Raw genomic sequence first — 23,983 nt, 5'->3', positions numbered from 1 at the left:
CCATGAACGAGAAGATGGCGATAACTTCTGCGCCGGTCGCCGTAATTGGTGCCGGAACCATGGGGATTGGTATTGCCCAAGTGGCCGCCGCGGCAGGGCACCGGGTCAAGCTGTTCGATATCGCGCTGCCCGCCGCCTCCCGCGCGCTGGAACAGCTCGGGCAACGTCTACGCAAGCGGGTCGAGGCAGGTAAAGCCGATGCCCACAGCACTGAAACCCTGTTGGGTAATATTCAGTTGACCAGTTCGTTGAGCGATCTGGCCGACAGCAGCCTGGTGATCGAAGCGGTGGCGGAAAAGCTGGCAATCAAGCAGAGCCTGTTTCGCGATCTGGAGGCGATATGCTCACCAGAGGCACTGTTTTCCAGCAATACCTCGTCACTCTCTATTACCGCCATCGCCAGTGCGCTTCAGCATCCGCAACGCATGGCGGGCCTGCACTTCTTCAACCCGGCTCCGCTGATGAAACTGGTGGAGATCGTCGGTGGGCTGGAAACCAGCCCGGAAACGCTGGGCAGCTTGCAAGCCTTGGCTCAACATTGGGGTAAACACAGTGTCGTGTGCCGTTCTACGCCAGGCTTTATCGTCAACCGCGTAGCCCGGCCTTTCTACGCTGAAACCCTGCGCGCGCTGGAAGAACAGATTGCCGATCCGGCCACCCTGGATGCCGTACTGCGTGATGCTGGCGGTTTCGCCATGGGGCCGCTGCAACTGACCGATCTGATCGGCCAGGACGTCAACTATGCCGTCACCGAGTCGGTCTTTCACGCCTTCTATCAGGACAGCCGCTTTACTCCTTCGCTGGTACAGCAGGAGCTGGTGGCTGCCGGGCATTTGGGCCGTAAGAGTGGCCGGGGTTTTTACCGTTATGGCAGCGAACAGGCCACGCCGTCAGCCACGTTTGCTTCGGCGGCAACGGCTGAATTGCCTAAGTCCGTCACGTTGCACGGCGACTGGTCGGCCATCGGCGAGTTTGCACAGTTGCTGACGGGAAATGCGGTAGCGATCAAACATCCTGGCCAGACCAGTCCGTTTGCCCGGGTTGATGAAGTTACATTTATGTTAACGAATGGTAAAACAGCAAGCCAAGTCGCCGAAGAAATCGGATCGCCCGTGGTTCTGTTCGACCTGTCCGTCAACTATCAGCACGCCCCCGTTATCGCCATCAGCAGCGCCGAGCAGAACGCGGTGCCGCACTCGGCCAAGGTCATCCGCCTGCTGCAATCGCTGGGTAAACAGGTGATCCACCTGCCGGATTACCCGGGCCTATTGGTGATGCGCACCGTTGCCATGCTGGCAAATGAAGCCCTGGACGTGGTGAATAAAGGCGTGGCCAACGCCGCCGATACCGACGATGCCATGAGGTTTGGCGTCAACTACCCGCAAGGGCCGCTGGCCTGGGGCAGCAAGCTCGGCTGGCAACAAATCCTCACCACGTTGGAAAACCTGCAACGTTATTACGCGGAACCCCGCTATCGCCCAATGCCGCTGCTGCACCGTTATGCCGCCAATTATTCAGGAGCCGAATGCTGATGAATGCCAATACTCCCCGCGCGCTGGCCCAGCGCTGCGCCGAACAGATGTTTAGCCAGGATACCTGCGCACAGGCGATGGATATGCGCATCGATGCCATGGATGCCGGCATGGCCAAAGTCAGCATGACCGTCGGCCCGCAGATGCTCAACGGCCACCAAACCTGTCACGGTGGCCAGTTGTTCAGTCTGGCAGATACCGCCTTTGCTTATGCCTGTAACAGTCAAGGGCTGGCGGCAGTTGCTTCTGGTTGCACCATCGATTTTATCCGCCCAGCGCAGGCAGGCGATCGCCTCACCGCCTGCGCACAAGTGCGCCATCAGGGTAAAACTACCGGGTTGTACGACGTTGAGATCGTTAACCAACTGGGGAAAACCGTCGCCTGGTTCCGTGGCCGCGCCCATCGGTTGGGCCACAGCATTTTAGGAGAGCAGCCATGAATCAGGCCTTTATTTGCGATGGCGTTCGCACGCCGATTGGCCGTTACGGCGGTGCACTGGCAAACATACGGGCCGACGATTTAGCCGCCCTGCCGCTGCGTGCTCTGCTGGAACGCCACCCCAACGTGGACTGGTCACGAGTAGATGACGTGATCCTCGGCTGCGCCAATCAGGCCGGAGAAGACAATCGCAATCTGGCCCGTATGGCGGCGTTGCTGGCCGGGCTGCCACAAAACGTTTCCGGCACCACCATCAACCGGCTATGCGGTTCGGGGTTGGATGCGTTAGCGATGGCGGCCCGCAGCATCAAGGCCGGCGAAGCCAGCCTGGTACTGGCCGGAGGGGCAGAATCCATGACCCGCGCCCCGCTGGTGATGGGCAAGGCCGACAGCGCCTTCAGCCGTCAGACGCAGCTGTTTGATACCACCATCGGCTGGCGGTTTGTTAACCCGCTGATGCATGAGGCTTTCGGTACCGACTCAATGCCGGAAACCGCCGAAAACGTCGCGGCACAGTTTGGCATCAGCCGTGCCGATCAGGATGCCTTTGCCCTACGCAGCCAGCAGCGCACCGCCCTGGCACAACAGCGGGGGATCCTGGCACAGGAAATTATCCCGGTGAGCCTCAGCGGCAAGAAAGGAGTCATTACTCCGTTCAGCGAAGACGAACACCCGCGTGCAGAAACCACGCTGGAACAACTGCAAAAACTGAAAACGCCATTCCGTCAGCCGGGTTGCATCACTGCTGGCAATGCTTCTGGTGTCAACGATGGTGCGGCGGCGCTGATTGTCGCTTCCGAAGCCATGGCCTTGCAGCAAGGTCTGACACCACGGGCGCGCATTGTCGCTACTGCCACCTGCGGCGTCGAACCACGATTGATGGGGATCGGCCCGCTACCCGCGACTCGCAAAGTCCTGGAAATCGCTGGGTTAAACCTGGCACAGATGGACGTCATTGAACTTAACGAAGCATTCGCCGCACAGGCGTTGGCGGTGTTGCGCCAGCTTGGTCTGCCGGATGATGCCGAACAGGTCAATCCCAACGGGGGTGCCATCGCGCTTGGCCATCCATTGGGCATGAGCGGTGCGCGCCTGGCGCTGGCCGCCCTGTTTGAGCTGGAACGTCGCGCTGGCCGCTACGCACTGTGCACCATGTGCATTGGCGTCGGTCAGGGCATTGCCATGATTATTGAGCGTGTCTAACACCTGCGAGGCTAAAAAGATGACTACAAATCCACGGCCCATCGACGCGATTGAATTTGCTTCACGCGACGAAATCGAAGCATTACAACTGGAACGCCTGCAATGGACCCTGCACCATGCCTACAACAACGTGCCGATGTATCAACGCAAGTTCGATCAGGCCGGCGTTCACCCAAGCGATTTGAAGCAACTGAGCGATCTTGCGTTGTTCCCCTACACCACCAAACAGGATCTGCGTGACAACTACCCGTTCGACACCTTTGCCGTGCCGATGGAACAAGTCGTACGCATTCATGCTTCATCTGGCACCACAGGTCGCCCAACGGTAGTGGGTTACACCCAGCGGGATATCGACAACTGGGCCGATATTGTCGCCCGTTGCCTGCGCTCTGCCGGGGCCACCGCCAAAGACAAAATCCACGTTGCCTACGGTTATGGCCTGTTTACCGGCGGGCTGGGCGCGCACTATGGCGCAGAACGCCTGGGTGCGACGGTGATCCCGGTGTCCGGCGGCCAGACGGAGAAGCAGGTACAGTTGATCCTGGATTTCAAACCCGACGTGATCATGGTGACCCCATCCTACTGCCTGACGCTGATCGACGAGCTGGAACGTAAAATGGGGGGCGATGCGCGCAACTGCTCCCTACGTTTGGGCGTGTTCGGTGCAGAACCCTGGACAGAATCCCTGCGCCATGAGATCGAGTCACGCATGGGGATCAAGGCGCTGGATATCTACGGCCTTTCCGAAGTGATGGGGCCTGGTGTGGCAATGGAGTGCGCCGAAAGCGGCGGCGGCCCGACCATCTGGGAAGACCACTTCCTGCCGGAGGTCATTAACCCGGAGACGGGCGCGATACAGGCCGACGGCGAGCATGGCGAACTGGTTTTCACCACGCTGACCAAAGAGGCTCTACCGGTGATCCGCTATCGTACGCGCGACCTCACCCACCTAATGCCAGGGGATGCCCGCAACATGCGCCGGATGGGCAAGATCACCGGCCGTTCCGACGATATGCTGATCATCCGCGGCGTGAACGTATTCCCTTCACAGGTCGAAGAACAGATTATGCAGTTCGAGCATCTGTCGCCGCATTATCAGCTGCAGGTGAGCCGTGCCGGGCATCTGGATACCTTGGCCGTGCGGGTGGAGCTGAAAGAGTCGGCGTTGACGCTCAACCACCAGCAGCGTTGTGATATCTGCCACCAGCTGCGCCACCATATCAAATCGATTGTCGGGGTCAGCACCGATGTCAGCATTGCCAACTGTGGCGATATTCCACGTTCGGAAGGCAAGGCCCAACGGGTGATCGATCTGCGGCCACGGTGAGGGGCAAGCCTTTGTCATTTATGCTAATGTCGTGTCTCAGCAAAGGCTTACCCAGGGAAAAATATGGAACATAAACTGGACGACTTTATCCGCCATGCGTTAAGCGCCCAACCGATCAGCGGCACCTCGCTGATCATCTCACTCTACGGCGATGCGCTGAGCCATCGCGGCGGTGAGGTTTGGCTGGGCAGCCTAAGCGCACTGTTGGAAGCGCTTGGCTTTGGCGATCGTTTTGTTCGTACCTCGGTATTTCGTTTGCAAAAAGAGGGCTGGCTGGACGTAGAGAAAATCGGCCGCCGCAGCTATTACCGCGTTACGGAACAGGGTATGCGCCAGTTTCGCCATGCCGAATCCAAAATCTACCTCAGCGAGCAGCCGCAATGGGATGGCAAATGGGAGCTGCTGCTGTTGGAAAATGCGGAAAAAACCGAGCGTGCACGGCTGAAAAAAGAGCTGGGTTGGCTGGGCTTTGGCCAGATCGCCAACAACCTGATGGCCGCGCCTACCCATGCGCAAACCGACGTCACTGCCCTGCTCGGTGAGCTCAACGCCAGCGAACAAGTGATCTACTTCCGTGCCGACTATCCCTATAACCGTTCCGAACAGACGCTGCGGCAAATGGTCGCCAACTGCTGGTCGTTGAGCGAGGTGGCCGGTTACTACCATGAGTTTATCGTTTCCTTCCGCCCGTTGATGGCCTTACTGCGCGAAGCCGACGAGCAGGAACTGACGCCCCTGCGATGTTTTCAGATTAAGCTATTATTAATCCACTTTTTCCGCCGCGTGGTGTTGAAAGATCCCCTGCTGCCGGATGCCCTGTTACCCGCTCAATGGGAGGGCCAGATAGCCCGTAACCTGTGCATCAATATCTATCAGCGAGTGGATCGCGCCGCGACGGAATATGTCAGCGCTTTGGCAGAAACCTCCATCGGCACCTTACCTGCACCCAGTGCCGGTTACTATCGCCGCTTTGGCGGATTGCCGCGCGATCCCACTACATTTTGAGGAGTTTGCGCTATGCCCGTGTATCAAATTGACGGTTTGACGCCAGTGGTCGATCCCAGCAGTTATGTTCACCCCACCGCGGTGCTGATTGGCGACGTGATTATCGGCAAAGGCGTCTACATCGGCCCCAATGCCAGCCTGCGCGGCGACTTTGGGCGCATTGTGGTCGAAGACGGTGCCAACGTGCAGGATAACTGCGTGATGCACGGCTTTCCGTTGCAAGACACGGTGGTGGAACAAGATGGGCATATCGGCCACAGCGCCATTCTGCACGGTTGCCGCGTGCGCCGTAACGCGATGATCGGCATGAATGCCGTCATCATGGACGGAGCGATCATTGGTGAGAATACCATCGTCGGCGCGGGTGCCTTCGTCAAGGCCGCTGCGGAGATTGCCGCCAACCAACTGGTGATCGGCAGCCCGGCAAGGGTGATCCGCGAACTGACCGAACAGGAATTAGCCTGGAAACGCACCGGCACGCTCCAGTATCAGGAGTTGGTCTTACGCTGCAAAAACAGCCTGAGAGAAGTAGCCCCCCTCACTGCACCGGAGCCAGGGCGCCAACGCCTGAACTTCGGCGATCACATCATCCCCAAAAGCCAGCTTTAGTGCTTGGCCGGGCCGCAGCCCGGTCAACATTACTCCATACCCTGCACCGATGCTTCAGTTGCAACCGATGTCTGCCCTCGTCGGCTGTAGAAATAGATGGCCACCAACAGCGCGGTGAAGGGAATGCCAAACCACAGCGTCATTCTAAAGAAGTCCGTGAACAGCGTGGTTATCATCAAGCCGGCCATCAGGAGCGCCCCCGCCAAGGTAAAGTAAGGATAACCCCACATGCGGAACTTGAGATGCGTCTGCGTATGCTGGCGGCGGAAGAACAGGTGGGTAACAAAGATCATCAGCCAGGTGAAACAGGCACCGTATACCGAGATCGACATCATCACCGCGAAGGATTGCTCTGGGGCGGCAATGCTCAGCACGATAGAGACAATAATCCCCACGCAGGAGAGCGCCAGCGCGTTGACCGGAATACCCCGTTTGCTAAGCCGCCCCAACGCCGCCGGTGCCTGCCCGGCACGTGACAGTGAAAACATCATACGGGTGGTGATATACAGTTGGCTGTTCATGGCAGACAGTGCAGCAATCAGTACCACAAAGTTAAATATCCCGGCGGCAGCAGGCAGATGGATCACGTTCATCGCCACCAGGAACGGGCTTTCACCGGTGCCAGACTGCCGCCACGGCACGATGGCCAGCATCAGCGCTATCGACATCATATAGAAGATAAACAACCGCAGAATGGTGCCTTTGAACGCGCTTTTCACTGCAACCACTGGGTTTTTCGCTTCCCCAGCGGCAACCGCAATCATCTCAATACTCAGATAGCTGAATATCGATACGATCACCGCAAACCACATCCCTTTCACCCCGAACGGGAAAAAGCCGCCGTTGTCGGTGAAATTACGCATGCCAAAGGTCGGGTTGGCGGAAAACGCCAGTATGCCGATGCCGATCAGGATAAATGCTGAAATGGCCACCACCTTGACGGTAGAGAGTGCATACTCCACCTGGCCAAAAGACTTCACCCCAATCACATTGACGACGATCACTGCCGCCGAGAATAACAGCACCCACGGCCAAATCGGCGTGCCTGGGAACCAGAACTGCATATACATGCCGATGGCCGTCACCTCGGTACCCACCGCCAACACCACGCAAGACCAATAGGAATAGCGCACCAGAAAGCCAAACAGCGGACTGAGGTAGAACTCGGCATAGTCGCCGAACGACCCTGGGGTTGGGTGCTCGGAGGTCATTTCCGCCAGGCATCCCATCAGCAGTAGCGCAATCACCCCGCCGATAAAATAGCTCAGCAGTACGCTTGGCCCAGCCATCTGGATCGCGTAAGCACTCCCCAGAAACAGGCCGGTACCGATGGCCCCACCGATCGCCAGCATCGACATCTGCCCGGCGGTCAGGTGCTTTTTCAGCCCATCCTGCCGCTGGGCAATAGCGTCAAAACGTTTCGCATCTTTCATGGTTGCTCACCTTTTCTATGCGGTACGGGTAACGTCAAGGATGGCAGCGGTCACATAGTCCAGGTTTTGCTGGTTGAGGCCAGGCAAACACATCCTGCCGGGTGCCACCAGATAAATGGAATATTGCTGCCGCAGTTGGCCGAGCTGACGTTCATTCAACCCGGTGTAGCTGAACATACCCTTTTGATCGCGAATGCGGGTGTAGTCCAGCGTGGTACCGCCCTGCTCCAAACCAGCTGCCAGGCCAACGCGCATCTGTTTGATGCGTTGGCGCATGGTGGTCAATTCACTGGCCCACAGTTGGTATAGCTGCGAGTCTGCCAGCAGGGTTTCCACAATCTGGCTACCATGAGTCGGTGGACAGGAATAACTGCGGCGGATCAGCGTCTTCAATGCGCCTTTAACATTTACCGCAGCCTCGGCCGTAGCGCAGCGCACCGATAGCCCCCCTAAACGCTGGCCATACAGCGCCACGTTCTTGGAAAAGGAGTTGCTGACCAGAAAATCGACGTCGGTTTTCAACATCGCTCGCAGCGCGAAGCAGTCTTCGTCCAGCCCGTCGCCAAAACCTTGATAGGCGATGTCAAAGAAAGGCAGCAGCCGACGCCGTTGCACCACCTCGATCACTGCCTGCCATTGCGCAGGGCTAAGATCGGTGCCAGTGGGGTTATGACAGCAAGGATGCAATAGCACCACAGCGCCTTCCGGCATGGCAGAGAGCGTGTCGAGCATGGCTTCAAAACGCAGTTGACCAGACGCATCGTCGAAATACGGGTAGGTATTCACCCTCAACCCTGCCCCTTCGAAGATCGCCCAGTGGTTGGCCCAGGTAGGATCGGAAACCCAGATTTCACGGCGTGCCAGATAATGGTAAATAAAATCGGCACCCAGCTTCAGCGCACCAGAGCCACCCACGCTTTGCACCGTGGCAATACGGTCCGCCGGTTCACCAAACAGCAGCGTCTGGATCTGGCGGGCAAACAGTGCAGAACCTTCAATTGGCGGGTAAGTATGCGGCCGCTGCTGTTCCAGTAAACGCTGTTCGGCAATATGCACGGCCTGCATCAGGGGAATATTACCCTGATGATCGTAATACAGACCGATACCTAAGTTAACCTTTTGCGGATTAGCATCCTGCATATAGGCTTCCATCAGTGACATAATAGGATCGGGCGTTGACGGGGTAATATGTGCGAACATAGATCATCCTTAACTCATTATGTAATGAATCAGCAGGTGAATACCCGTCGCCTTTCAAGCTACAGCGTTGTTATCTGCGTGCGTGAGCCCCGGTCACTTACTTAAGTAAGCTCCCGGGGACACACGCACTTGTCGCCTAGCTGTAACTTGAAATTCATAGGGTATTTAATATTTAAATTTAATTGTTAATTAAGCGATAGCGCTAACGGTGATTTCTATTTTCATCCCTGGCACCACCAATTTATCAACAATCACCGTTGAGCGGTTGGGATACGGATAATTAAAGTACTGTTTGTAGATATTATCGAGCAACTTAACGTCATTCACATCGGTAAGATAAACAATAACCTGTAATACATTATCGCTATGGCTATTGGCGGCCTTCAGCGTGGTGGCTAAATTATCAAACGTCAATGTGATCTGTTTTTCCGGGTCGCCGGTTTCAATCGTACCATCCTGGCGGACCGGGCCATGAGCGGTGAATAACATCCCCCCGCCCTTGGTCGCCCAGGAAAAAGGTTGCCCGATCTCCGGCAGGCCGGTTTCAATGACTGTACGCATCAAGGTTCTCTCCTTCGGTAAGCAGGAAACGGTGCAGAGCGCCATCGGCAGCAAATACCGCATCCAGCACGCTGTAATGATTAGCATCGGGGAGCGCATAACGGCTAACTGGCAACCCCTGTTCCCGCAATGCTGAATAATAATAAAGCGATTGTCCGATCAGCTCCGGCAACTCTGCCGCACCGTAAAACAACACCATGGGCTTCAAAGATAGCGGTATATTACGCGCTGGGCTTAGGGCCTCTATCTGCTGGGTGGTCAGCTTTAGCTGTTGGTTGACGTAGCTGGCCAGCAACGGCTGCAACTCAAAAATACCGCTGATGGGAAATACCGCCTGCACCAGCGAATGGTGTTGCCAATATGCCGCCAGATGCCCACCGGCAGAATGACCAATGAGATAAACCGGCTTTTTGCCACGCGGCTTCAGCCGCCGATCGATGGCATCCAGCGCCACCCCCATTTGCTGGCAAATATCGGCCAGATTAGCCGCCGGTGCCAAAGTATATTCCACCAGCACAACATCAAAACCTAATGACAATGGCGTGCTGGCAATAAAAGCAAAATCCTGTTTATCACAAAATTGCCAATAGCCGCCGTGAATAAATATTATCGTGCCTTTATATTCTTTAGCTGAATAAAACCAGTCAAAAACTTCACGCGGTTGATCCCCATAAGCAATATCCAGTTCATGACGTTGCTGTTGGTAAACTCGCTGACTGCGGGATTGAAATGAGAGCAGGATCTCGTTTTCATCAGCCACCGTCGTTGCGTTATCGTAACTGCCCGCTAGAAGTTTCATATATTAAACTTTGTTTCTTATTTAAGATGTGAGTTAACTATTAGCAACTTGTTAAAATATTGTCAACACGGCTGATGCAACAATGCGTGATTAGCGATATAAATTTAATTTTTCAGGCTATAAGTTTCACCGGTTAAACACTTAGGCGTTATTTTAAGTTTCATCCATGAAACTCTAAAATAAATTAATGGCAAAGGATAAGTGGGCGCAGCATGCGGCGCCCCTACAGGCGAGCTGGTTGTATATGTGCTACTTGGCTGAGTTGCTGATAGGCGTAATCCCAAAAGGTTCGCACCTTCAGCGGCATGTATTGCACGTTATTCGCCACCAGTTGCACCGGCATCGGTTGAGGCTCGTAGGCGGCCAACAGCCGCACCAGCGTGCCATTGGCCAGATCGTCCGCCACCTGATAAGACAGCAGCCGGGCAATCCCCTTGCCAGCCCGCACCGCCAACAGTTGGGTTTCCACCTCGTTTAACAACAAGCGCGGCGTTAAACGCACCCGCTCACCGTTTTCATTAGGGCCAAAGCGCCATTCACCGGATGACGGACGTAGAGTGCCAACAATAGTGTCATGGCCGCTCAACTGCACCGGTTCCTGCGGCTCCCCACGTTGCGCCAGATAGGCAGGGCTAGCCACGGTGATGAGAGTTACCTCTCCGAGCTTACGCGCCACCTTGGATGAATCCTGTAAATGACCTATCCGCACCGCCACGTCCAGCCCTTCATCGATCAACTCCAGATTGCGGTCGTTTAGCTGCATGTCGATCTGGATTTGCGGGTAGCGTTCGAGAAAAGCCATCACCATTGGCGCCACGTGCTTACGCCCAAACTGCACCGGCGAAGTAATACGCAGCAGCCCGCTCAATTGGGCCTCTGCGGTATCCATCACCGCATCTTGATAGTCATGTAACAGAGCACGGGCACGTTCGGCTAAACGCAACCCAGCCTCCGTGGGTGCCAGACGCCGGGTCGTACGTTCCACCAGCCGCGCACCAAACCGCTGCTCCAGCGAAGTGATAGCCCGTGTCACCGCCGGAGCGGAACGACGCAGCTTGCGGGCCGCACCGGCCAAACTCCGCTGCTGGATCACCGCCACAAAAATCGCTAACTCGTCCAAACGATCCATAGACTATTCCGCCAAGTGAAATTATCAATTGCCATCTTCCCGGATACCCATCATTTAACGCAAGAGTATTCTAGGCAGTGACACCCTAAAGGAGACTCACCATGCAAACGTTGAAACTGTACGGCACCCCGGCCTCTGGCCATTGCCACCGCGTCGAACTGCTGCTGCGGATGCTCAATCTGCCTTACGAATATTGTGACGCTCCGGCTACGGTGCGCTGTAGCGAGGCGTTTCTGCAGCTTAATCCCGTTGGGCAGGTCCCGGTATTGCTGGCCGATGAGCAAGTATTGACCGACAGCAACGCCATCATGGTGTACCTGGTGAAACGCTATGCGCCAGATAGCCATTGGCTGCCGGAAGATCCGTTGCTAGCCGCCCAAGTACAAGTCTGGCTTTCCAAAGCGGCCGGAGAGGTACGCTACGGCCCTGCATCCTGTCGGATGGTAGTGCAATTTTCTGCACCAGAGAACTACCAGTCTGCACAAGCCATCAGCGCACGCTTTCTACCACAGTTAGAGCAGCACTTGGCAGAACGTGAATTTTTGGCAACCTCATTACCGACAATTGCCGATCTGGCTTGTTACAGCTACGTGGCTGTCGCCCCGGAAGGTGGGCTTTCCCTCAAGGGCTTCCCGGCGATCCAGCGTTGGATAGATCTCATCGCCGCGCTGCCCGGGTTCTTCCCTATGCCTGCGTTACCCTTGCCAGACCAGGCTGTAGGTCAATAACATGATCCCCTCCATGTTTCATCCCGATGAACAGTTGGCACAGGATCTGGCCGGTTTTGATGCGGTAAGCGGGAATATCTACACCGCCATGCCTGATCAACATCGTGAGTTCTTCGCTCATCTGCCCTATCTGTTTGTTGCCACACTGGATGAACGGCAGTGGCCAGTGGCTACGTTGTTCAGTGGCCCCGCCGGTTTTTTGCGCTCGCCCGATGAGACACACTTGCGGATCAGCGCGCCGCGCCGGGCGGACGATCCTGCTCAAGCAGCGCTCTTTCCCGGCCAGCCCGTCGGCGCACTGGGGTTGGATTTCAGTAACCGCAGGCGCAACCGGGTAAACGGCGTCATTAGCCGCACAGATAAAAACCGCGTGGAGATCGCGGTACAACAGAGTTTTGGCAACTGCCCGCAGTACATTCAACGGCGGGAGCTATTCGCCGAGCCGAACGTTGCCGCTCCCATTGAGCTGTTGAATGCTTTAGATGATCAGGCCCGGCAACTGATCCAACAGGCGGATACCTGTTTTGTGGCCAGCTATGCCCACGGTGATTTAGCACAAGGCGGTGTGGATATCTCGCATCGCGGTGGTAAACCAGGGTTCATCCATCTGGCTGGCGACACCCTGTGGATACCGGACTTTCGCGGCAACCGTTATATGAACACGCTGGGTAACTTGTTGGCTCAGCCACGGGCGGCACTGCTGTTTATCGATTTCACTCTAGGGGATATTTTACATCTGCAAGGGGAAACACAGATTTTATGGCAGGCTGAAAACGCAGCCGTCGAAGGTGCCGAACGCTACTGGCGGTTTGATATCACCAATGCGTGGCGTTTTCGCCAGGCATTGGGCTGGCGCGGCAGAAACGTTGAGTTCTCTCCGGCAACGTTACACACCGGGATTTGGCAAAATCCCACTGAAGGCCAGGTTTAACAACAGGTGCCGTTTTTGCTAGCTAGCGCCATTTTAAAAAATTCGCGCTGGGTTACAGTGAAAGTGGAGAAGCCCTCCCGTGTACAGTTTGACTCAAAGGAGCTTGAGCATGTTTCCAGAATACCGTGAGTTAATATCGCACCTGAAATCAAGCCACCCCCGCTTCCAATCATTGTTTGAAAAGCACAACCAACTCGACCACCAAATCTCCAGGTTAGAAGGGCCAGCAGGCAACGGCTACTCTGACGAAGTGGTTCGCTTGAAAAAAGAGAAGCTACATATCAAGGACGAGATACACAAAATACTCAAGGCAGAGGAAGCCGCAGCCAAGTAGCACCCGCCGATCCCCGCGCTATTGCGGGGATCGACCGTTTTGAGCTCCATTAAACCCATTTGAATAAAATTGCTTATCTAACGCTTCGGATTCCATTCTTCGGGACTTTGGTCACAGACAAACTTGAGCGTAAGTGATTGAATAGTAGCGTAGAGAGAGGTTTTAATCCTCATAGTGGGTAGCCCCGAGACAGTTTGCATGACCGTCGTGTTCGGCCACTCCGGCATCTCTGCGTGAAACGCTTACTACAGTGCCCCTTTTTGCGGCATGTTGACGATATCAGCCCCAGCCGAATGTTCCAGTGACCCTTAGAGCAACGCAATGATTAAATGGCCGTGGAAAGCAAATCAAGCGCAGGCGGAAACGTTTGCCGACTGGCAGGAAGCCCTGTCTATCCCCCTGCTCTCGCCTTTGGATGAGCAAGAGCAACGGCGTTTGGTGGCGGTTGCCAGCCAGATTTTGCAAAATAAACGTATCGTGCCTTTACAAGGGTTGGAACTGACATCCCTGATGCAGGCGCGTATTGCCCTGCTGTTTGCATTGCCGGTGATGGAGCTGGGGGCAGAATGCCTGGACGGTTTTAATGAGATCCTGCTCTACCCAACCCCTTTCGTGGTGGAGGATGAATGGCAGGACGATATTGGTCTGGTGCATTCCGGGCCGGTGGTACAAGCAGGCCAAAGCTGGGAACAGGGGCCTATCGTGCTCAACTGGCTAGACGTGCAAGACTCCTTCGACCTTTCCGGTTTCAACCTGGTGATCCATGAAGCGGTGCACAAACTGGATATGCGTAATGGCGGCACAGCTACCGGTGTCCCCCCAATCCCCCTGCGCGATATTGCCGCCTGGGAATACGATTTACACGCCGCGATGGAAAACCTGCAGGATGAAATCGATATGGTAGGTGAAGAGGCTGCCAGTATGGATGCCTACGCCGCCAGCGATCCGGCAGAGTGCTTCGCCGTGCTTTCCGAGTATTTCTTTAGCGCCCCGGAGCTACTGGCCAACCGCTTCCCCGCGTTGTACGAGCATTTCAGCCGCTTCTACAAACAAAACCCGTTGGCCCGTTTACAGCGTTGGTATGCAGACTGCGAGCCACAACGTGACTGAGTTTGCTCAGATGATGAGCTGTCGCACCACCATAATCAATTTTGCGTTGACACGATCTGAACGGCTGGATATGATGCGCCCCGTTCACACGATTCCTCTGTAGTTCAGTCGGTAGAACGGCGGACTGTTAATCCGTATGTCACTGGTTCGAGTCCAGTCAGAGGAGCCATATTTAGAAAAGCCCGCTTAGGCAACTAAGCGGGCTTTTTGCTTTTTCATTAGCCTCCCAACGCCCCAACTACCTATCAACCCAGTCAGCGTCCTCTCACACAACCCCGCACTTGACTTATTTTGTCTAATTTATATTTTAAGGACATGCACACATTTTTGATTATCGTCCCCGAAGGGGGCATGTTATTCGAGCCTACGGGCATTGCCGATATCCTGATGCAAGCCAACCGTTTGAGGCCGACGGCTCCCGCACATCCACCGTATCAGGTGTCGATTGCCACGCCCCAGGCGCACCGCGTGATCCAGGGGATGTCGGGGTTAAACCTGCTGGCCGATCACCGTCTCGCAGACCTTGAACCCACCCTGCCGCGTGACACCATTATGATCACTGGCAGAGGTACGAGCATTGAGGAAGGCGATATCGTCGTCAATTGGCTGCGTCAGGCAGCGCCGTCTGCACGGCGGGTCGTATCGATTTGCAGCGGTGCGTGGTTATTGGCTCAGGCCGGTCTGCTTGATGGCCGCCGTGCCACCACGCACTGGCGGCTACTTGAAGCGATGCAAGCTCAATTCCCCACTGTCCACGTTGAGAAAGGGCCGATTTATCTTCAGGACGGCAATATCTGGACCTCCGCTGGCGTCAGTTCTGGCTTCGACCTTACGCTGGCTTTAGTGGAAGACGATCACAGCTTCACGTTGGCGCGCGATGTCGCCCAAGACTTGGTGATGTTCCTGCGTCGCCCCGGCGGACAATCACAGTTCAGCCGTTTTCTGCTCAGCCAAGCCAGTTCGCCTGGCCCAATCCGTGACCTGCAAGCGTGGATACTGCAAAACCTCTCCGGCGATTTATCCGTTGAAAGGCTGGCGGAGCATGTTGCCATGAGCCCAAGGAATTTTACCCGCGTTTTCACCCGTGAAACCGGGATCAGCCCTGCCAAGTATGTGGAAGAAGTCCGACTCGACGTTGCACGGCAACATCTGGAACAAAGCTCGGATAAACTCGAACACATCGCCGCTGCCACGGGCTTTGGCAACAGCCTCAACCTGCGTCGCGTGTTCGAAAGAAATTTACAGCTCACACCGTCAGATTATCGGGAGCGTTTTCACGCTCGCACTATGTCCTAAATTGATTGTTATTTGTCATTTACGCCAAATCACCCAGGTACTATTTTGGAACCAGATAACTCACCTAGGAGCACATCATGGTCAAAGTAGGCATTAATGGGTTTGGTCGAATTGGCAGAAACGTACTGCGCGCCGCACTGGGGCGTAGTGACTTTCAGGTCGTGGCAATCAATGACCTGACCGACAGCAAAACCCTGGCTCATCTTCTGAAATACGACTCGCTGCAAGGCAAGTTGGCCGCCAGTGTTGAAGCCTCCGAAGGACAGTTACGGGTGGATGGCAAAATCATCCACGTGTTCTCCGAACGCGATCCTGGCGCAATTGCCTGGAGCAGCGTGGGGGTTGATTTAGTTATCGAAGCCACCGGATTCTTCACCGACAAAGCCAAAGCCGAAGTACACATCACCAAGGGCGGCGCAAAACGCGTGATTTTATCTGCGCCTGGTAAAGATGATGACATCACGGTCGTGATGGGGGTCAACCATGAGAAATACGATCCAGCCTTGCATAAAGTGGTCAGCAACGGCAGCTGTACGACTAACGGTTTGGCACCGGCAGCACAGATCCTGCACCAAAGTTTCGGTATTGAGCATGGCTTGATGAACACCACACATGCCTATACCAACAGCCAGGCTCTGCATGATCAACCGGAAAAAGATCTGCGCGGAGCCCGTGCCGCAGCACTGTCTATCGTGCCTTATTCTAGCGGTGCGGCTAAAGCACTCGGTAAAGTGATCCCGGAATTGGATGGACGCCTGACCGGCTATTCACTGCGCGTGCCAGTACCCGTAGTGTCTATTGTTGATTTGACCGTCACGCTCAAACGTGACGTGACGGTAGAAGAAGTGAACGCGGCATTTCGCAAAGCGGCAACATCCGGACCGTTGAAAGATATCTTGGGCTACAGTGATGAGCCTTTGGTATCGAGCGACTATCAGGGTGATCCACGGTCATCAATTATCGACGGGCTGTCTACGCTGGTCATTGGTGGCAATCTGGTGAAGATCCTCGCATGGTATGACAACGAATGGGCTTTCTCTAACCGTCTGGTTGACCTGGCTGTTTTGATGGACCAACGCGGTTTGTAGTTTCTCTAAGCGGGCGCTGTATGCAGCGCCCCTAGCCCCTAAGCTGTAAGCCCCGTAGCCCCCTCTCCATCCCGCCACGAACCAACCAATGAATTTTAGCGATTATCAGAAAAGCACCAACCATCGGCTAGACTTTAACTTGTCAGGGCAGCAATGGCTGGTGCGATACCTTTAAAGAGAAAAATTGCGTCGTAAACAGAATAATATGGGTCATTACTCATCAAAGGAGCACGCTATGCGGATGTTTCTTGCAGTGGTCTGGACGGGGCTGTTGTTGCTAACCACGCCAACTCGTGCGGCAGAACCGGAACAAAGCTCAGGGAGGGTCTCGGGTTGGTGGAATTCTTTAACCAGCGGTGTCGCGCAAACTTGGGAAGACCCGCAATACCACGATCTGTATCTACCCTTTATCAGTTGGCACGCCCGTTTTATGTACGACGAGACGGATCATTACAATGAGATGCCGTGGGGCGGTGGCTTCGGGGTTTCCCGCTATAACGAAGAAGGCAACTGGAGTGCCCTGTACGCGATGATGTTTAAAGACTCCCACAATGAGTGGCAGCCGATTGTCGGCTATGGCTGGGAAAAGGGCTGGTATCTGGATCAGAATCAAGATTTCCGCCTTGGGCTTGGGGTAACGGCGGGGATCACCGCACGCGAAGATTTCGGCAACTACATTCCATTGCCGATCGTGCTGCCACTGTTCTCCGCTGGCTATAAGCAGGCAACCGTTCAGTTCACCTATATCCCTGGTACCTACAACAACGGCAACGTGCTGTTTGCATGGTTACGCTTTAGCTTTTAGCAGGCGCAGCATTTCTACGCCCGCTTGCTTTAGTTCTGTGTCACGTGAGGGGGAGTTTACAGCACAGTTGCCGAGTAACCGACAAGACTACTGCCAACGCTCGAAACGCTACTTCCCGCTACAGAACTTCGAGGTGGTTTGGGGTGGATTGGCCGTATCATCGATTGCGCAGAAAGGTATCGACCAGACAAAGTCAGACGCCTGAGCGATCCGAACGATATTCTTGTCTCCCGCCAGCATTGGCATTGACGGCGGGTTCTGCGGCACCCAGAACCAATTCGGATTGATCGGTCCTACCTGCGCATTCCCCGAACCAGGCAGATTAATGCTGACCGAGTCAAAACCGGCGAAGGAACTCATCTTGCCGGTATCGTCAAAGGCGGCACGGCCATGACAGGTCATACAGGAGCCTTGAGCGACAAACCCCTTCTCCGTCACCGAGTTGCTGAGTCGAATGGCCAACCCGGTGTCATCGGTAAAGTCAGCCTGAGAACCTTTGAGACAATAGTTGGTAAACGCTGGATCTATCTTCGCCTGCTGAAAGAGTGCGGTCAGTTCGGGAGTTTTGGCACAATCAGGATAGTGTTGCTTCGACTCTACCGCCGAAATCGGCGCTACGGCTGCAGGTTGCGCACCAAAATTGTCCTTACAGCCGAAAACGTCGCAGCGACCAGGGTTGTCCTTATGCTCGAAGGTGGCCCAAGTCCAATTAGGCACCACCTTCGAGATCACATGCATGGCCACCAACGCGTAATGCTTATCCCCGACGGAATTGACGTGATAAAGCTCCTGCGCATCGGCCAGAGTACCGGTAAAACCATTAAACTCATGAAGCTCACTCACCTCAACCCAGTTGGCTTTGACCTCGATAGAGTCCACCGGGAAGCTGAGTTTCTTGTTAGCAGCGTACGCCGCTTTCAGCCCGGACACCTTGTAAAGATTGTTGGCAACGATAAAGTCAAAAGCGGGCCTGTTACGCCGGGTTTCCTCGGCGGGATTTTTGCCAGTCTTGTTCCCCGGAACCACTTCCACGGCTGAACCGCCAGCAGAATGCGCCCTCAACTCCGTCAAGCTCAGCGCCCGAGGCTTAAGCGCCAGCGGGTTTGCCGTCACTGGCCAGGTAGGAGTAGGTTGAAAGGTATCACCGTCGCTCGCCCAGGTTTCAAATAACGCATTGTTATTCTCCTGTGTTTTCGCATCGGCATTAACTTCAAGAAATAGTGTCCAGGCCATTTTATCGGGATCATTCATGGCAAGGTTTTCATCGCTGTGTGCTAGCCCAGCCCTTGCGAAAAACAGTGCAGCAACGGTGAAAATGACTAAACGAGGTATCGTTATCATAGCGTACTCTCCTGACTCAAAATAAATCCGCAGAGGTTGCAAAGCACCGCCCAGATAAACTTCCCCTAGGGAAAACCGGGCAGCATAGTGGTGGCTTCTCATATCGCTGTTGCTCTGGTTCCTCAGTGGATTACTTCTCCATTAGCGAGATAACTCGCCGGAGAGAAACGCAATACGCCTGCAAAGCGTAGGCGACGCCAGATGTTGTTTCAACCCCGCAATGGTGAAAATCAATTAGCAATACTATAGTTTTTCACCCTCCACGTTGAGCCTGAGATTATTTCCCCGCAGTCTAAAAACGGCAGAATCTCGTACTTACTGGCCTTGCAATGTCCTCCCCATTAAGGCATGGGATTTTATCGGTGGTTAAAATAGGCTTATTGTTCAATAGCATTTAACAGTTAATAACCATGGGAGACACTGATTGAAGGGCGTTGGCAAGATCTCTTTATCGCGTTAGTACAATAGCAGATAGATTCATTCGGCCAACGCTTTACGCTATGCTGAAGTATCGCAAGAACCGAGGAAAAACAATGAATACCCCCAAAAATACGTCGCTGACTGCCCTGCAAGCCCTCGACCAACTCGAAGTACTGTATGATGCATCGGTCAACGCCTTACGCACCGCCATCAAAGAATTTATCGCGGATGGCACCCTGCCAGAGGCGCAGGCCCGTGCCTCTGGGCTGTTTTCCTACCCAAAACTGCGCGTGCGCTGGGATGGTGAGCATCCCGATCATCCAAGAACCCGCGCCTATGGCCGTTTTACCCGGCCCGGCAGCTACACCACCACCATCACCCGGCCGCAGCTGTTCCGCCCTTATCTTGCCGAACAGCTAGCAATGCTGACCAGTGAATATGCCGCCGTGATCGAAGTGGTTCCCTCCCAACAGGAGATCCCCTTCCCCTATGTGATCGACGGCTCCGATCTGGCCTTGGACAGAACCATGAGTGCCGGACTTACCAAGCATTTCCCCACCACCGAACTGGCGCAGATTGGTGATGAAAATGCAGACGGCCTGTCTCCTTTTGCCAACCATTTTCCACTCTCCCACTTTGACGCACTGCGAACCGATTTCTCACTGGCCCGCCTGCGGCACTACACCGGCACGCCAGTAGAGCATTTTCAGCACTTTGTGTTGTTTACCAACTACACACGCTATGTCGATGAGTTTGTTCGCTGGGCGTGTAGCCAGATCGCCGACCCCGCCAGCCCCTATATCGCGCTGTCTTGTGCCGGTGGGCACTTTGTGACGGCAGAAACACCAAATCCAGAGCAGACCGTATCCGATCTGGCCTGGAAGAACCACCAGATGCCCGCCTATCACCTGATCGCCAACGATGGCCAGGGGATCACGCTGGTCAATATCGGTGTCGGCCCTTCCAACGCCAAAACCATCTGCGATCACCTGGCAGTGCTGCGGCCGCATGCCTGGCTGATGATTGGCCACTGCGGCGGCCTGCGGGAAAGTCAGTCGATTGGTGATTATGTGTTGGCCCACGCCTATCTGCGTGACGATCATGTCTTAGACTCGGTGCTGCCACCAGATATCCCAATCCCAAGCATCGCGGAAGTTCAGCGCGCGCTATATGACGCTACCAAAACGGTAAGCGGTATGCCGGGAGAGGCGGTAAAACAGCGGTTACGCACCGGTACGGTGGTCACCACCGATGATCGCAACTGGGAGCTGCGCTATTCAGCCTCCGCACTGCGCTTTAACCTCAGCCGCGCCGTCGCCGTCGATATGGAAAGTGCCACCATCGCGGCGCAGGGTTATCGCTTCCGAGTGCCTTATGGCACGTTGCTGTGCGTGTCTGATAAACCGCTGCATGGCGAGATAAAACTGCCGGGCCAGGCCAACCGTTTCTATGAAGGCGCGATTTCGGAACACTTGCAGATCGGGATTTGTGCTATCGACCTGCTGCGGGCTGAAGGTGAACACCTGCATTCACGCAAACTGCGCACCTTTAACGAGCCGCCGTTCCGCTAATCCAAAGGCTGGGCGCCGCATGCGGCGCCCCTACTGCGCCAAAGCCAGCACTCGCGTCGGCTGATGATGGCTGGCGGTAATGGCCAGCAGGATCTCCTTCACTGCTCCTGCGGCCGCAGTAAGTGGTTTTTGGCCGGAAATCACCAACGCCAGCGGCACCGAAAGCGCCGGGGCATTGAGGCGGGTCATCCAGGCCTTGGCCGGGCCGATCATTGCCCTGGCAATCGATTCTGGCAGGATCGTCGCCCCCATTCCGCCAGCGATAGCGGCACAAAGCATGCTATGGGATTCGATCTCACCAATCACATTCGCCGTGAGTTGGCGCAGCGCCAGAGCCTCATCGATCAGGCCACGCACCACGTCCCCCTCACGCGGCAAAAACAGATTAAACCGGCTCACCGCCGATAAATCGATGCTGTTGCCCGGATAAAGGATGCTTCTTGCCGCGACCAGATACAAATCCTCTTTCGCCAACGCCGTGACGCTCAGGTTCGGTTGCATGTTTTGCCCGTACATGACCGCCATATCCAGAGCCTGCGTCGCCACCTGATGGCTCAACGCGTTGCCGATATTTTCATTCAGACTTAGCAAAATACCAGGATGCCGATCGCGTACCGCTTGCAACAGCGGCAGCGCCAACTGCGAGGCCACACTGCCTTGCACCAGGCCGACCGCAACCTGCCCAGCCATCGTTTCCCCACTGCTGATCACCGCTTGCTGAGCCTGCACGCACTGCTGAAGAATGGTTTGCGCATGAGCATAAAGAATATTGCCGGCCTCCGTGGGCATCACTCCGCGTTTGGTACGGATCAGCAATTGCTGCTTCAGCTCCCCTTCCAGGGTGGCAACTTGCTGGCTCAGCGCGGGCTGCGCAATATGCAACACTTCCGCCGCCTGAGTCAGGCTGCCGATATCGACGATCTTTACGAAATACTTCAAGCGTCTGAAATTCATCGTGGCTCCTACCTACGGTTAACTGCCTTAGCCGATAACTTGACTACATCGTCATTAATATCAACTCCTGCAAAAATCGGGCCAGGCAGGACATTCACTTTTTTATAAATCTAAGTGATTAAAAAATAATGAAAGGTAACGATAAGGCAGGACGGGGGGAAGAGGTTAAGCCTGGTTCTGCACCACGCTGGAGCATTGCCGATCCCCTGCGTGGTTCAGATAAAAAAGTAAAAAAACCCGCCGATCGTCTGGCGGGGTTGTTATTGGGTTACTGAGCTTTTTGCTCGGAGGCCGGTATGACATCCAGGATGCGTACGTTATAGACCATAGTCGCACCCGGTGGGATTTCCGGTGCCATACCTTTGTCGCCATAGGCCAGTTCAGGCGGCACCACCAGGGTCATGTTACCGTGGTTCTTCAGCTTACCTAGTGCTTCACGGAACAGCGGTGGATAGGCGCTCAACGGCTGCGAGATCGAGGTGCCAGCCAGATCCATATCCTTGATCACTTTACCGTCGGTCAAGCTCTCCTTAACCACCACGGCGACGGTATCACCCTCACCAATCGCGCTATCACCAACGTAGTCGACGCGGTAATAGAAGCCTTGCTCAGACCGAACGACGCGTGGCTGCTTTTTGAACTTATCGATATAGCTGATGCCTTTCTTTTCGTTCTGCTGCTTGATCTTTTTATGCTTATCGTTCAGCTCCAACTCGCTTTCATACAGGGCCTTGGCAATCTGTTCTTGAGCCAATTTGGTCTGGCCGTTGATCACATCAGCCACACCTGCCAGCGCCAGTTGGCGGTTCACATCGACACCCTGCGCCTTTTTGCTGTTGAGCAATTCCAGAATATCGTTACCCAACGCAGTACCGATCGCATAATCGCGTTTTTCTACCTGCGTTTTAGGTTCCGCGACCACGGACGTGCCAGCCGTTTGCTTTTTCTCGGCTGCAGTCAGCTTTTGCTGCAGCTGGGCGAGATCCTGCGCCTTCTGCTCGCTGTCTTTGGTCTGAGCCGCCAACTGCTCTTGCAGCTTGGCAGCCTCCTGCTGACCCGTCTTCTGCAACTGAGTAATTTGCTGTGCTTTCTGCTCGCTGTCTTTGGTCTGAGCCGCTAACTGCTCTTGCAGCTTGGCTGCCTCCTGCTGACCCGTCTTCTGCAACTGAGCGATTTGCTGCGCTTTCTGCTCGCTGTCTTTGGTCTGAGCCGCTAACTGCTCTTGCAGCTTGGCAGCCTCCTGCTGACCCGTCTTCTGCAACTGAGCAATTTGCTGCGCTTTCTGCTCGCTGTCTTTGGTCTGAGCCGCTAACTGCTCTTGCAGCTTGGCAGCCTCCTGCTGACCCGTCTTCTGCAACTGAGCGATTTGCTGCGCTTTCTGCTCGCTGTCTTTGGTCTGAGCCGCTAACTGCTCCTGCAACTTCGCCAATTCCTGCTGGCTTTGCTGCAGTTGTTTAACCTGCTGAGCTTTCTGATGATCGTTGTCTTTGCCATAAACCGTCAACTGTTCCTGCAGCTGTTTTATCTGCTGCGCTTTCTGTTCACTGTCTTTGGTCTGCACGGTCAGTTGGTCTTGCAGCTTCGCCAACGTCAGCAACTCTTGCTGCAACTTCTTCATTTGTTGAGCTTGTTGCACGAAATCTTTGTTATTAAGCGCCAGCTGTTCCTGCAACTGCTTGGCCTGTAGCGTTTTTTGTTCGCTATCCTTGGCCTGCGCAGCCAGTTGGGTCTGCAACTTGAGCAACTCTTGCTGGCCTTGCTGGAGTTGCTTCACCTGCTGGGCTTTCTGCTCATTATCCTTATTGGACGCCGCCAACTGTTCCTGCAGTTGTTTGACCTGCTGCACTTTCTGCTCGCTGTCCTTGGCCTGAGTAGCCAACTGTGCCTGCAGCTTGGCCAGTTCTTGCTGGTTTTGCTGCAGCTGTTGCGCTTTCTCATCATTGGCTTTGGTTTGTACGGTCAGTTGATCTTGCAGCTTGCTACTGGCCTGTTGCAACTGCTCAGCTTTCTGCTCACTGTCTTTGGTTTGGGCTGCCAGCTGTTCTTGCAGCTTCGCCATCGCCTGTTGGGTCTTTTGCTCGTTCTCTTTACTGCGCGCTGCCAGCTGATCTTGCAGCTGTGTTACTTGCAGAGCCTTCTGCTCACGCTCTTTGGTTTGGGCGGCCAGT

At 55.0% G+C, this 23,983-nt stretch carries 23 protein-coding genes and 1 tRNA gene; 16 read left to right on the top strand and 8 right to left on the bottom strand.

All coding sequences use genetic code 11. From position 1 onward, the window contains the following. Positions 1–2: 2 nt before the first annotated feature. From KAJ71_RS03765 to paaY, 6 genes are all read left to right on the top strand, one after another. Positions 3–1,532, top strand: a complete 1,530-nt coding sequence (locus KAJ71_RS03765) for a 3-hydroxyacyl-CoA dehydrogenase (RefSeq protein WP_375540719.1) — start codon at positions 3–5, stop codon at positions 1,530–1,532. Further along, positions 1,532–1,972 carry a hydroxyphenylacetyl-CoA thioesterase PaaI gene (gene paaI, locus KAJ71_RS03760; RefSeq protein WP_248944438.1) on the top strand — a complete coding sequence of 147 codons (441 nt, stop codon included), beginning with the start codon at positions 1,532–1,534 and terminating at the stop codon, positions 1,970–1,972. Before KAJ71_RS03765 ends, paaI begins: the two co-directional genes overlap by 1 nt. Further along, complete coding sequence (pcaF, locus tag KAJ71_RS03755; protein WP_248944437.1) at positions 1,969–3,174, top strand: 3-oxoadipyl-CoA thiolase; 1,206 nt, start codon at positions 1,969–1,971, stop codon at positions 3,172–3,174. Before paaI ends, pcaF begins: the two co-directional genes overlap by 4 nt. 19 nt (positions 3,175–3,193) lie before the next feature. Then, complete coding sequence (paaK, locus tag KAJ71_RS03750; protein ID WP_248944436.1) at positions 3,194–4,501, top strand: phenylacetate--CoA ligase PaaK; 1,308 nt, start codon at positions 3,194–3,196, stop codon at positions 4,499–4,501. A gap of 63 nt (positions 4,502–4,564) precedes the next feature. Continuing rightward, a complete protein-coding gene (gene paaX, locus KAJ71_RS03745) occupies positions 4,565–5,506 on the top strand; it encodes a phenylacetic acid degradation operon negative regulatory protein PaaX (protein WP_248944435.1) in 942 nt (313 codons plus the stop codon). Between the two features lie 12 nt (positions 5,507–5,518). Then, the gene (paaY, locus tag KAJ71_RS03740) at positions 5,519–6,115 is read left to right on the top strand and encodes a phenylacetic acid degradation protein PaaY (protein WP_248944434.1); all 597 of its coding nucleotides are present in this window, start codon (positions 5,519–5,521) and stop codon (positions 6,113–6,115) included. A gap of 29 nt (positions 6,116–6,144) precedes the next feature. On the opposite strand, the gene KAJ71_RS03735 is transcribed toward paaY, so the two are convergent. The 5 genes from KAJ71_RS03735 to KAJ71_RS03715 all read right to left on the bottom strand — a co-directional run bounded on the left by KAJ71_RS03735 (position 6,145) and on the right by KAJ71_RS03715 (position 11,237). Further along, positions 6,145–7,548: an amino acid permease gene (locus tag KAJ71_RS03735; protein WP_248944433.1), complete on the bottom strand. Its 1,404-nt coding sequence runs from the start codon at positions 7,546–7,548 to the stop codon at positions 6,145–6,147. 15 nt (positions 7,549–7,563) lie between these two features. Continuing rightward, positions 7,564–8,748 (bottom strand): amino acid aminotransferase, encoded by a 1,185-nt coding sequence (locus KAJ71_RS03730; RefSeq protein WP_248944432.1) that lies wholly within the window; start codon positions 8,746–8,748, stop codon positions 7,564–7,566. A gap of 189 nt (positions 8,749–8,937) precedes the next feature. Then, a complete protein-coding gene (locus KAJ71_RS03725) occupies positions 8,938–9,309 on the bottom strand; it encodes a RidA family protein (RefSeq protein ID WP_248944431.1) in 372 nt (123 codons plus the stop codon). Continuing rightward, positions 9,293–10,108 carry an alpha/beta hydrolase gene (locus tag KAJ71_RS03720; protein WP_248944430.1) on the bottom strand — a complete coding sequence of 272 codons (816 nt, stop codon included), beginning with the start codon at positions 10,106–10,108 and terminating at the stop codon, positions 9,293–9,295. The genes KAJ71_RS03725 and KAJ71_RS03720 overlap by 17 nt, the downstream gene beginning before the upstream one ends. Positions 10,109–10,331: 223 nt before the next feature. Then, positions 10,332–11,237, bottom strand: a complete 906-nt coding sequence (locus KAJ71_RS03715; protein ID WP_248944429.1) for a LysR family transcriptional regulator — start codon at positions 11,235–11,237, stop codon at positions 10,332–10,334. Between the two features lie 101 nt (positions 11,238–11,338). Between KAJ71_RS03715 and KAJ71_RS03710 the strand changes: the two genes are divergently transcribed. From KAJ71_RS03710 to pagP, 8 genes are all read left to right on the top strand, one after another. Continuing rightward, positions 11,339–11,965, top strand: coding sequence for a glutathione S-transferase (locus KAJ71_RS03710; protein ID WP_248944428.1), 627 nt, complete (start codon positions 11,339–11,341; stop codon positions 11,963–11,965). Position 11,966: 1 nt separating this feature from the next. Further along, on the top strand, positions 11,967–12,896 hold the full coding sequence (locus tag KAJ71_RS03705; RefSeq protein WP_248944427.1) for a pyridoxamine 5'-phosphate oxidase family protein: 930 nt from the start codon (positions 11,967–11,969) through the stop codon (positions 12,894–12,896). A 109-nt stretch (positions 12,897–13,005) separates the two neighbouring features. Further along, entirely contained in the window at positions 13,006–13,230 is a 225-nt protein-coding gene (locus tag KAJ71_RS03700; protein ID WP_248944426.1) for an HP1242/YdcH family protein, read from the top strand. A gap of 321 nt (positions 13,231–13,551) precedes the next feature. Further along, positions 13,552–14,340: a DgsA anti-repressor MtfA gene (mtfA, locus tag KAJ71_RS03695; RefSeq protein WP_248944425.1), complete on the top strand. Its 789-nt coding sequence runs from the start codon at positions 13,552–13,554 to the stop codon at positions 14,338–14,340. 93 nt (positions 14,341–14,433) lie between these two features. Then, positions 14,434–14,509, top strand: a tRNA-Asn gene (locus KAJ71_RS03690). 146 nt (positions 14,510–14,655) lie between these two features. Next, entirely contained in the window at positions 14,656–15,636 is a 981-nt protein-coding gene (locus KAJ71_RS03685; RefSeq protein ID WP_248944424.1) for a GlxA family transcriptional regulator, read from the top strand. A 77-nt stretch (positions 15,637–15,713) separates the two neighbouring features. Further along, positions 15,714–16,724 carry a type I glyceraldehyde-3-phosphate dehydrogenase gene (gap, locus tag KAJ71_RS03680; RefSeq protein WP_248944423.1) on the top strand — a complete coding sequence of 337 codons (1,011 nt, stop codon included), beginning with the start codon at positions 15,714–15,716 and terminating at the stop codon, positions 16,722–16,724. Between the two features lie 235 nt (positions 16,725–16,959). Beyond that, positions 16,960–17,529, top strand: coding sequence for a lipid IV(A) palmitoyltransferase PagP (gene pagP, locus KAJ71_RS03675; protein WP_248944422.1), 570 nt, complete (start codon positions 16,960–16,962; stop codon positions 17,527–17,529). A gap of 108 nt (positions 17,530–17,637) precedes the next feature. Here the strand turns inward: pagP and KAJ71_RS03670 are convergent, their stop codons facing one another. Next, positions 17,638–18,870 carry a hypothetical protein gene (locus tag KAJ71_RS03670; protein ID WP_248944421.1) on the bottom strand — a complete coding sequence of 411 codons (1,233 nt, stop codon included), beginning with the start codon at positions 18,868–18,870 and terminating at the stop codon, positions 17,638–17,640. Between the two features lie 533 nt (positions 18,871–19,403). Here KAJ71_RS03670 and KAJ71_RS03665 point away from each other — a divergent pair. Further along, a complete protein-coding gene (locus KAJ71_RS03665) occupies positions 19,404–20,861 on the top strand; it encodes an AMP nucleosidase (RefSeq protein ID WP_248944420.1) in 1,458 nt (485 codons plus the stop codon). Between the two features lie 30 nt (positions 20,862–20,891). Here KAJ71_RS03665 and nac read toward each other — a convergent pair whose 3' ends face one another. Beyond that, entirely contained in the window at positions 20,892–21,815 is a 924-nt protein-coding gene (gene nac / locus KAJ71_RS03660; protein WP_248944419.1) for a nitrogen assimilation transcriptional regulator NAC, read from the bottom strand. Between the two features lie 128 nt (positions 21,816–21,943). On the opposite strand from nac, the gene KAJ71_RS03655 reads away from it, so the two are divergent. After that, the gene (locus KAJ71_RS03655; RefSeq protein WP_248944418.1) at positions 21,944–22,090 is read left to right on the top strand and encodes a hypothetical protein; all 147 of its coding nucleotides are present in this window, start codon (positions 21,944–21,946) and stop codon (positions 22,088–22,090) included. Here the strand turns inward: KAJ71_RS03655 and KAJ71_RS03650 are convergent. Then, on the bottom strand, positions 22,084–23,983 hold a 1,900-nt coding region (locus tag KAJ71_RS03650), incomplete at its 5' end, for an FKBP-type peptidyl-prolyl cis-trans isomerase N-terminal domain-containing protein (RefSeq protein WP_248944417.1). The genes KAJ71_RS03655 and KAJ71_RS03650 overlap by 7 nt on opposite strands.

It is taken from the genome of Serratia silvae (assembly GCF_023282985.1).
GTDB lineage: Bacteria > Pseudomonadota > Gammaproteobacteria > Enterobacterales > Enterobacteriaceae > Chania > Chania silvae.
The sequence above is the reverse complement of the archived record's forward strand: the minus strand, read 5'-3'. Positions and strand labels throughout refer to the sequence as shown.

Coding starts and splice junctions, on each gene's coding strand:
- KAJ71_RS03765 (WP_375540719.1), top strand. CDS start 3: ATGAACGAGAAGATGGCGATAACTTCTGCGCCGGTCGCCGTAATTGGT.
- paaI (WP_248944438.1), top strand. CDS start 1,532: ATGAATGCCAATACTCCCCGCGCGCTGGCCCAGCGCTGCGCCGAACAG.
- pcaF (WP_248944437.1), top strand. CDS start 1,969: ATGAATCAGGCCTTTATTTGCGATGGCGTTCGCACGCCGATTGGCCGT.
- paaK (WP_248944436.1), top strand. CDS start 3,194: ATGACTACAAATCCACGGCCCATCGACGCGATTGAATTTGCTTCACGC.
- paaX (WP_248944435.1), top strand. CDS start 4,565: ATGGAACATAAACTGGACGACTTTATCCGCCATGCGTTAAGCGCCCAA.
- paaY (WP_248944434.1), top strand. CDS start 5,519: ATGCCCGTGTATCAAATTGACGGTTTGACGCCAGTGGTCGATCCCAGC.
- KAJ71_RS03735 (WP_248944433.1), bottom strand. CDS start 7,548: ATGAAAGATGCGAAACGTTTTGACGCTATTGCCCAGCGGCAGGATGGG.
- KAJ71_RS03730 (WP_248944432.1), bottom strand. CDS start 8,748: ATGTTCGCACATATTACCCCGTCAACGCCCGATCCTATTATGTCACTG.
- KAJ71_RS03725 (WP_248944431.1), bottom strand. CDS start 9,309: ATGCGTACAGTCATTGAAACCGGCCTGCCGGAGATCGGGCAACCTTTT.
- KAJ71_RS03720 (WP_248944430.1), bottom strand. CDS start 10,108: ATGAAACTTCTAGCGGGCAGTTACGATAACGCAACGACGGTGGCTGAT.
- KAJ71_RS03715 (WP_248944429.1), bottom strand. CDS start 11,237: ATGGATCGTTTGGACGAGTTAGCGATTTTTGTGGCGGTGATCCAGCAG.
- KAJ71_RS03710 (WP_248944428.1), top strand. CDS start 11,339: ATGCAAACGTTGAAACTGTACGGCACCCCGGCCTCTGGCCATTGCCAC.
- KAJ71_RS03705 (WP_248944427.1), top strand. CDS start 11,967: ATGATCCCCTCCATGTTTCATCCCGATGAACAGTTGGCACAGGATCTG.
- KAJ71_RS03700 (WP_248944426.1), top strand. CDS start 13,006: ATGTTTCCAGAATACCGTGAGTTAATATCGCACCTGAAATCAAGCCAC.
- mtfA (WP_248944425.1), top strand. CDS start 13,552: ATGATTAAATGGCCGTGGAAAGCAAATCAAGCGCAGGCGGAAACGTTT.
- KAJ71_RS03685 (WP_248944424.1), top strand. CDS start 14,656: ATGCACACATTTTTGATTATCGTCCCCGAAGGGGGCATGTTATTCGAG.
- gap (WP_248944423.1), top strand. CDS start 15,714: ATGGTCAAAGTAGGCATTAATGGGTTTGGTCGAATTGGCAGAAACGTA.
- pagP (WP_248944422.1), top strand. CDS start 16,960: ATGCGGATGTTTCTTGCAGTGGTCTGGACGGGGCTGTTGTTGCTAACC.
- KAJ71_RS03670 (WP_248944421.1), bottom strand. CDS start 18,870: ATGATAACGATACCTCGTTTAGTCATTTTCACCGTTGCTGCACTGTTT.
- KAJ71_RS03665 (WP_248944420.1), top strand. CDS start 19,404: ATGAATACCCCCAAAAATACGTCGCTGACTGCCCTGCAAGCCCTCGAC.
- nac (WP_248944419.1), bottom strand. CDS start 21,815: ATGAATTTCAGACGCTTGAAGTATTTCGTAAAGATCGTCGATATCGGC.
- KAJ71_RS03655 (WP_248944418.1), top strand. CDS start 21,944: ATGAAAGGTAACGATAAGGCAGGACGGGGGGAAGAGGTTAAGCCTGGT.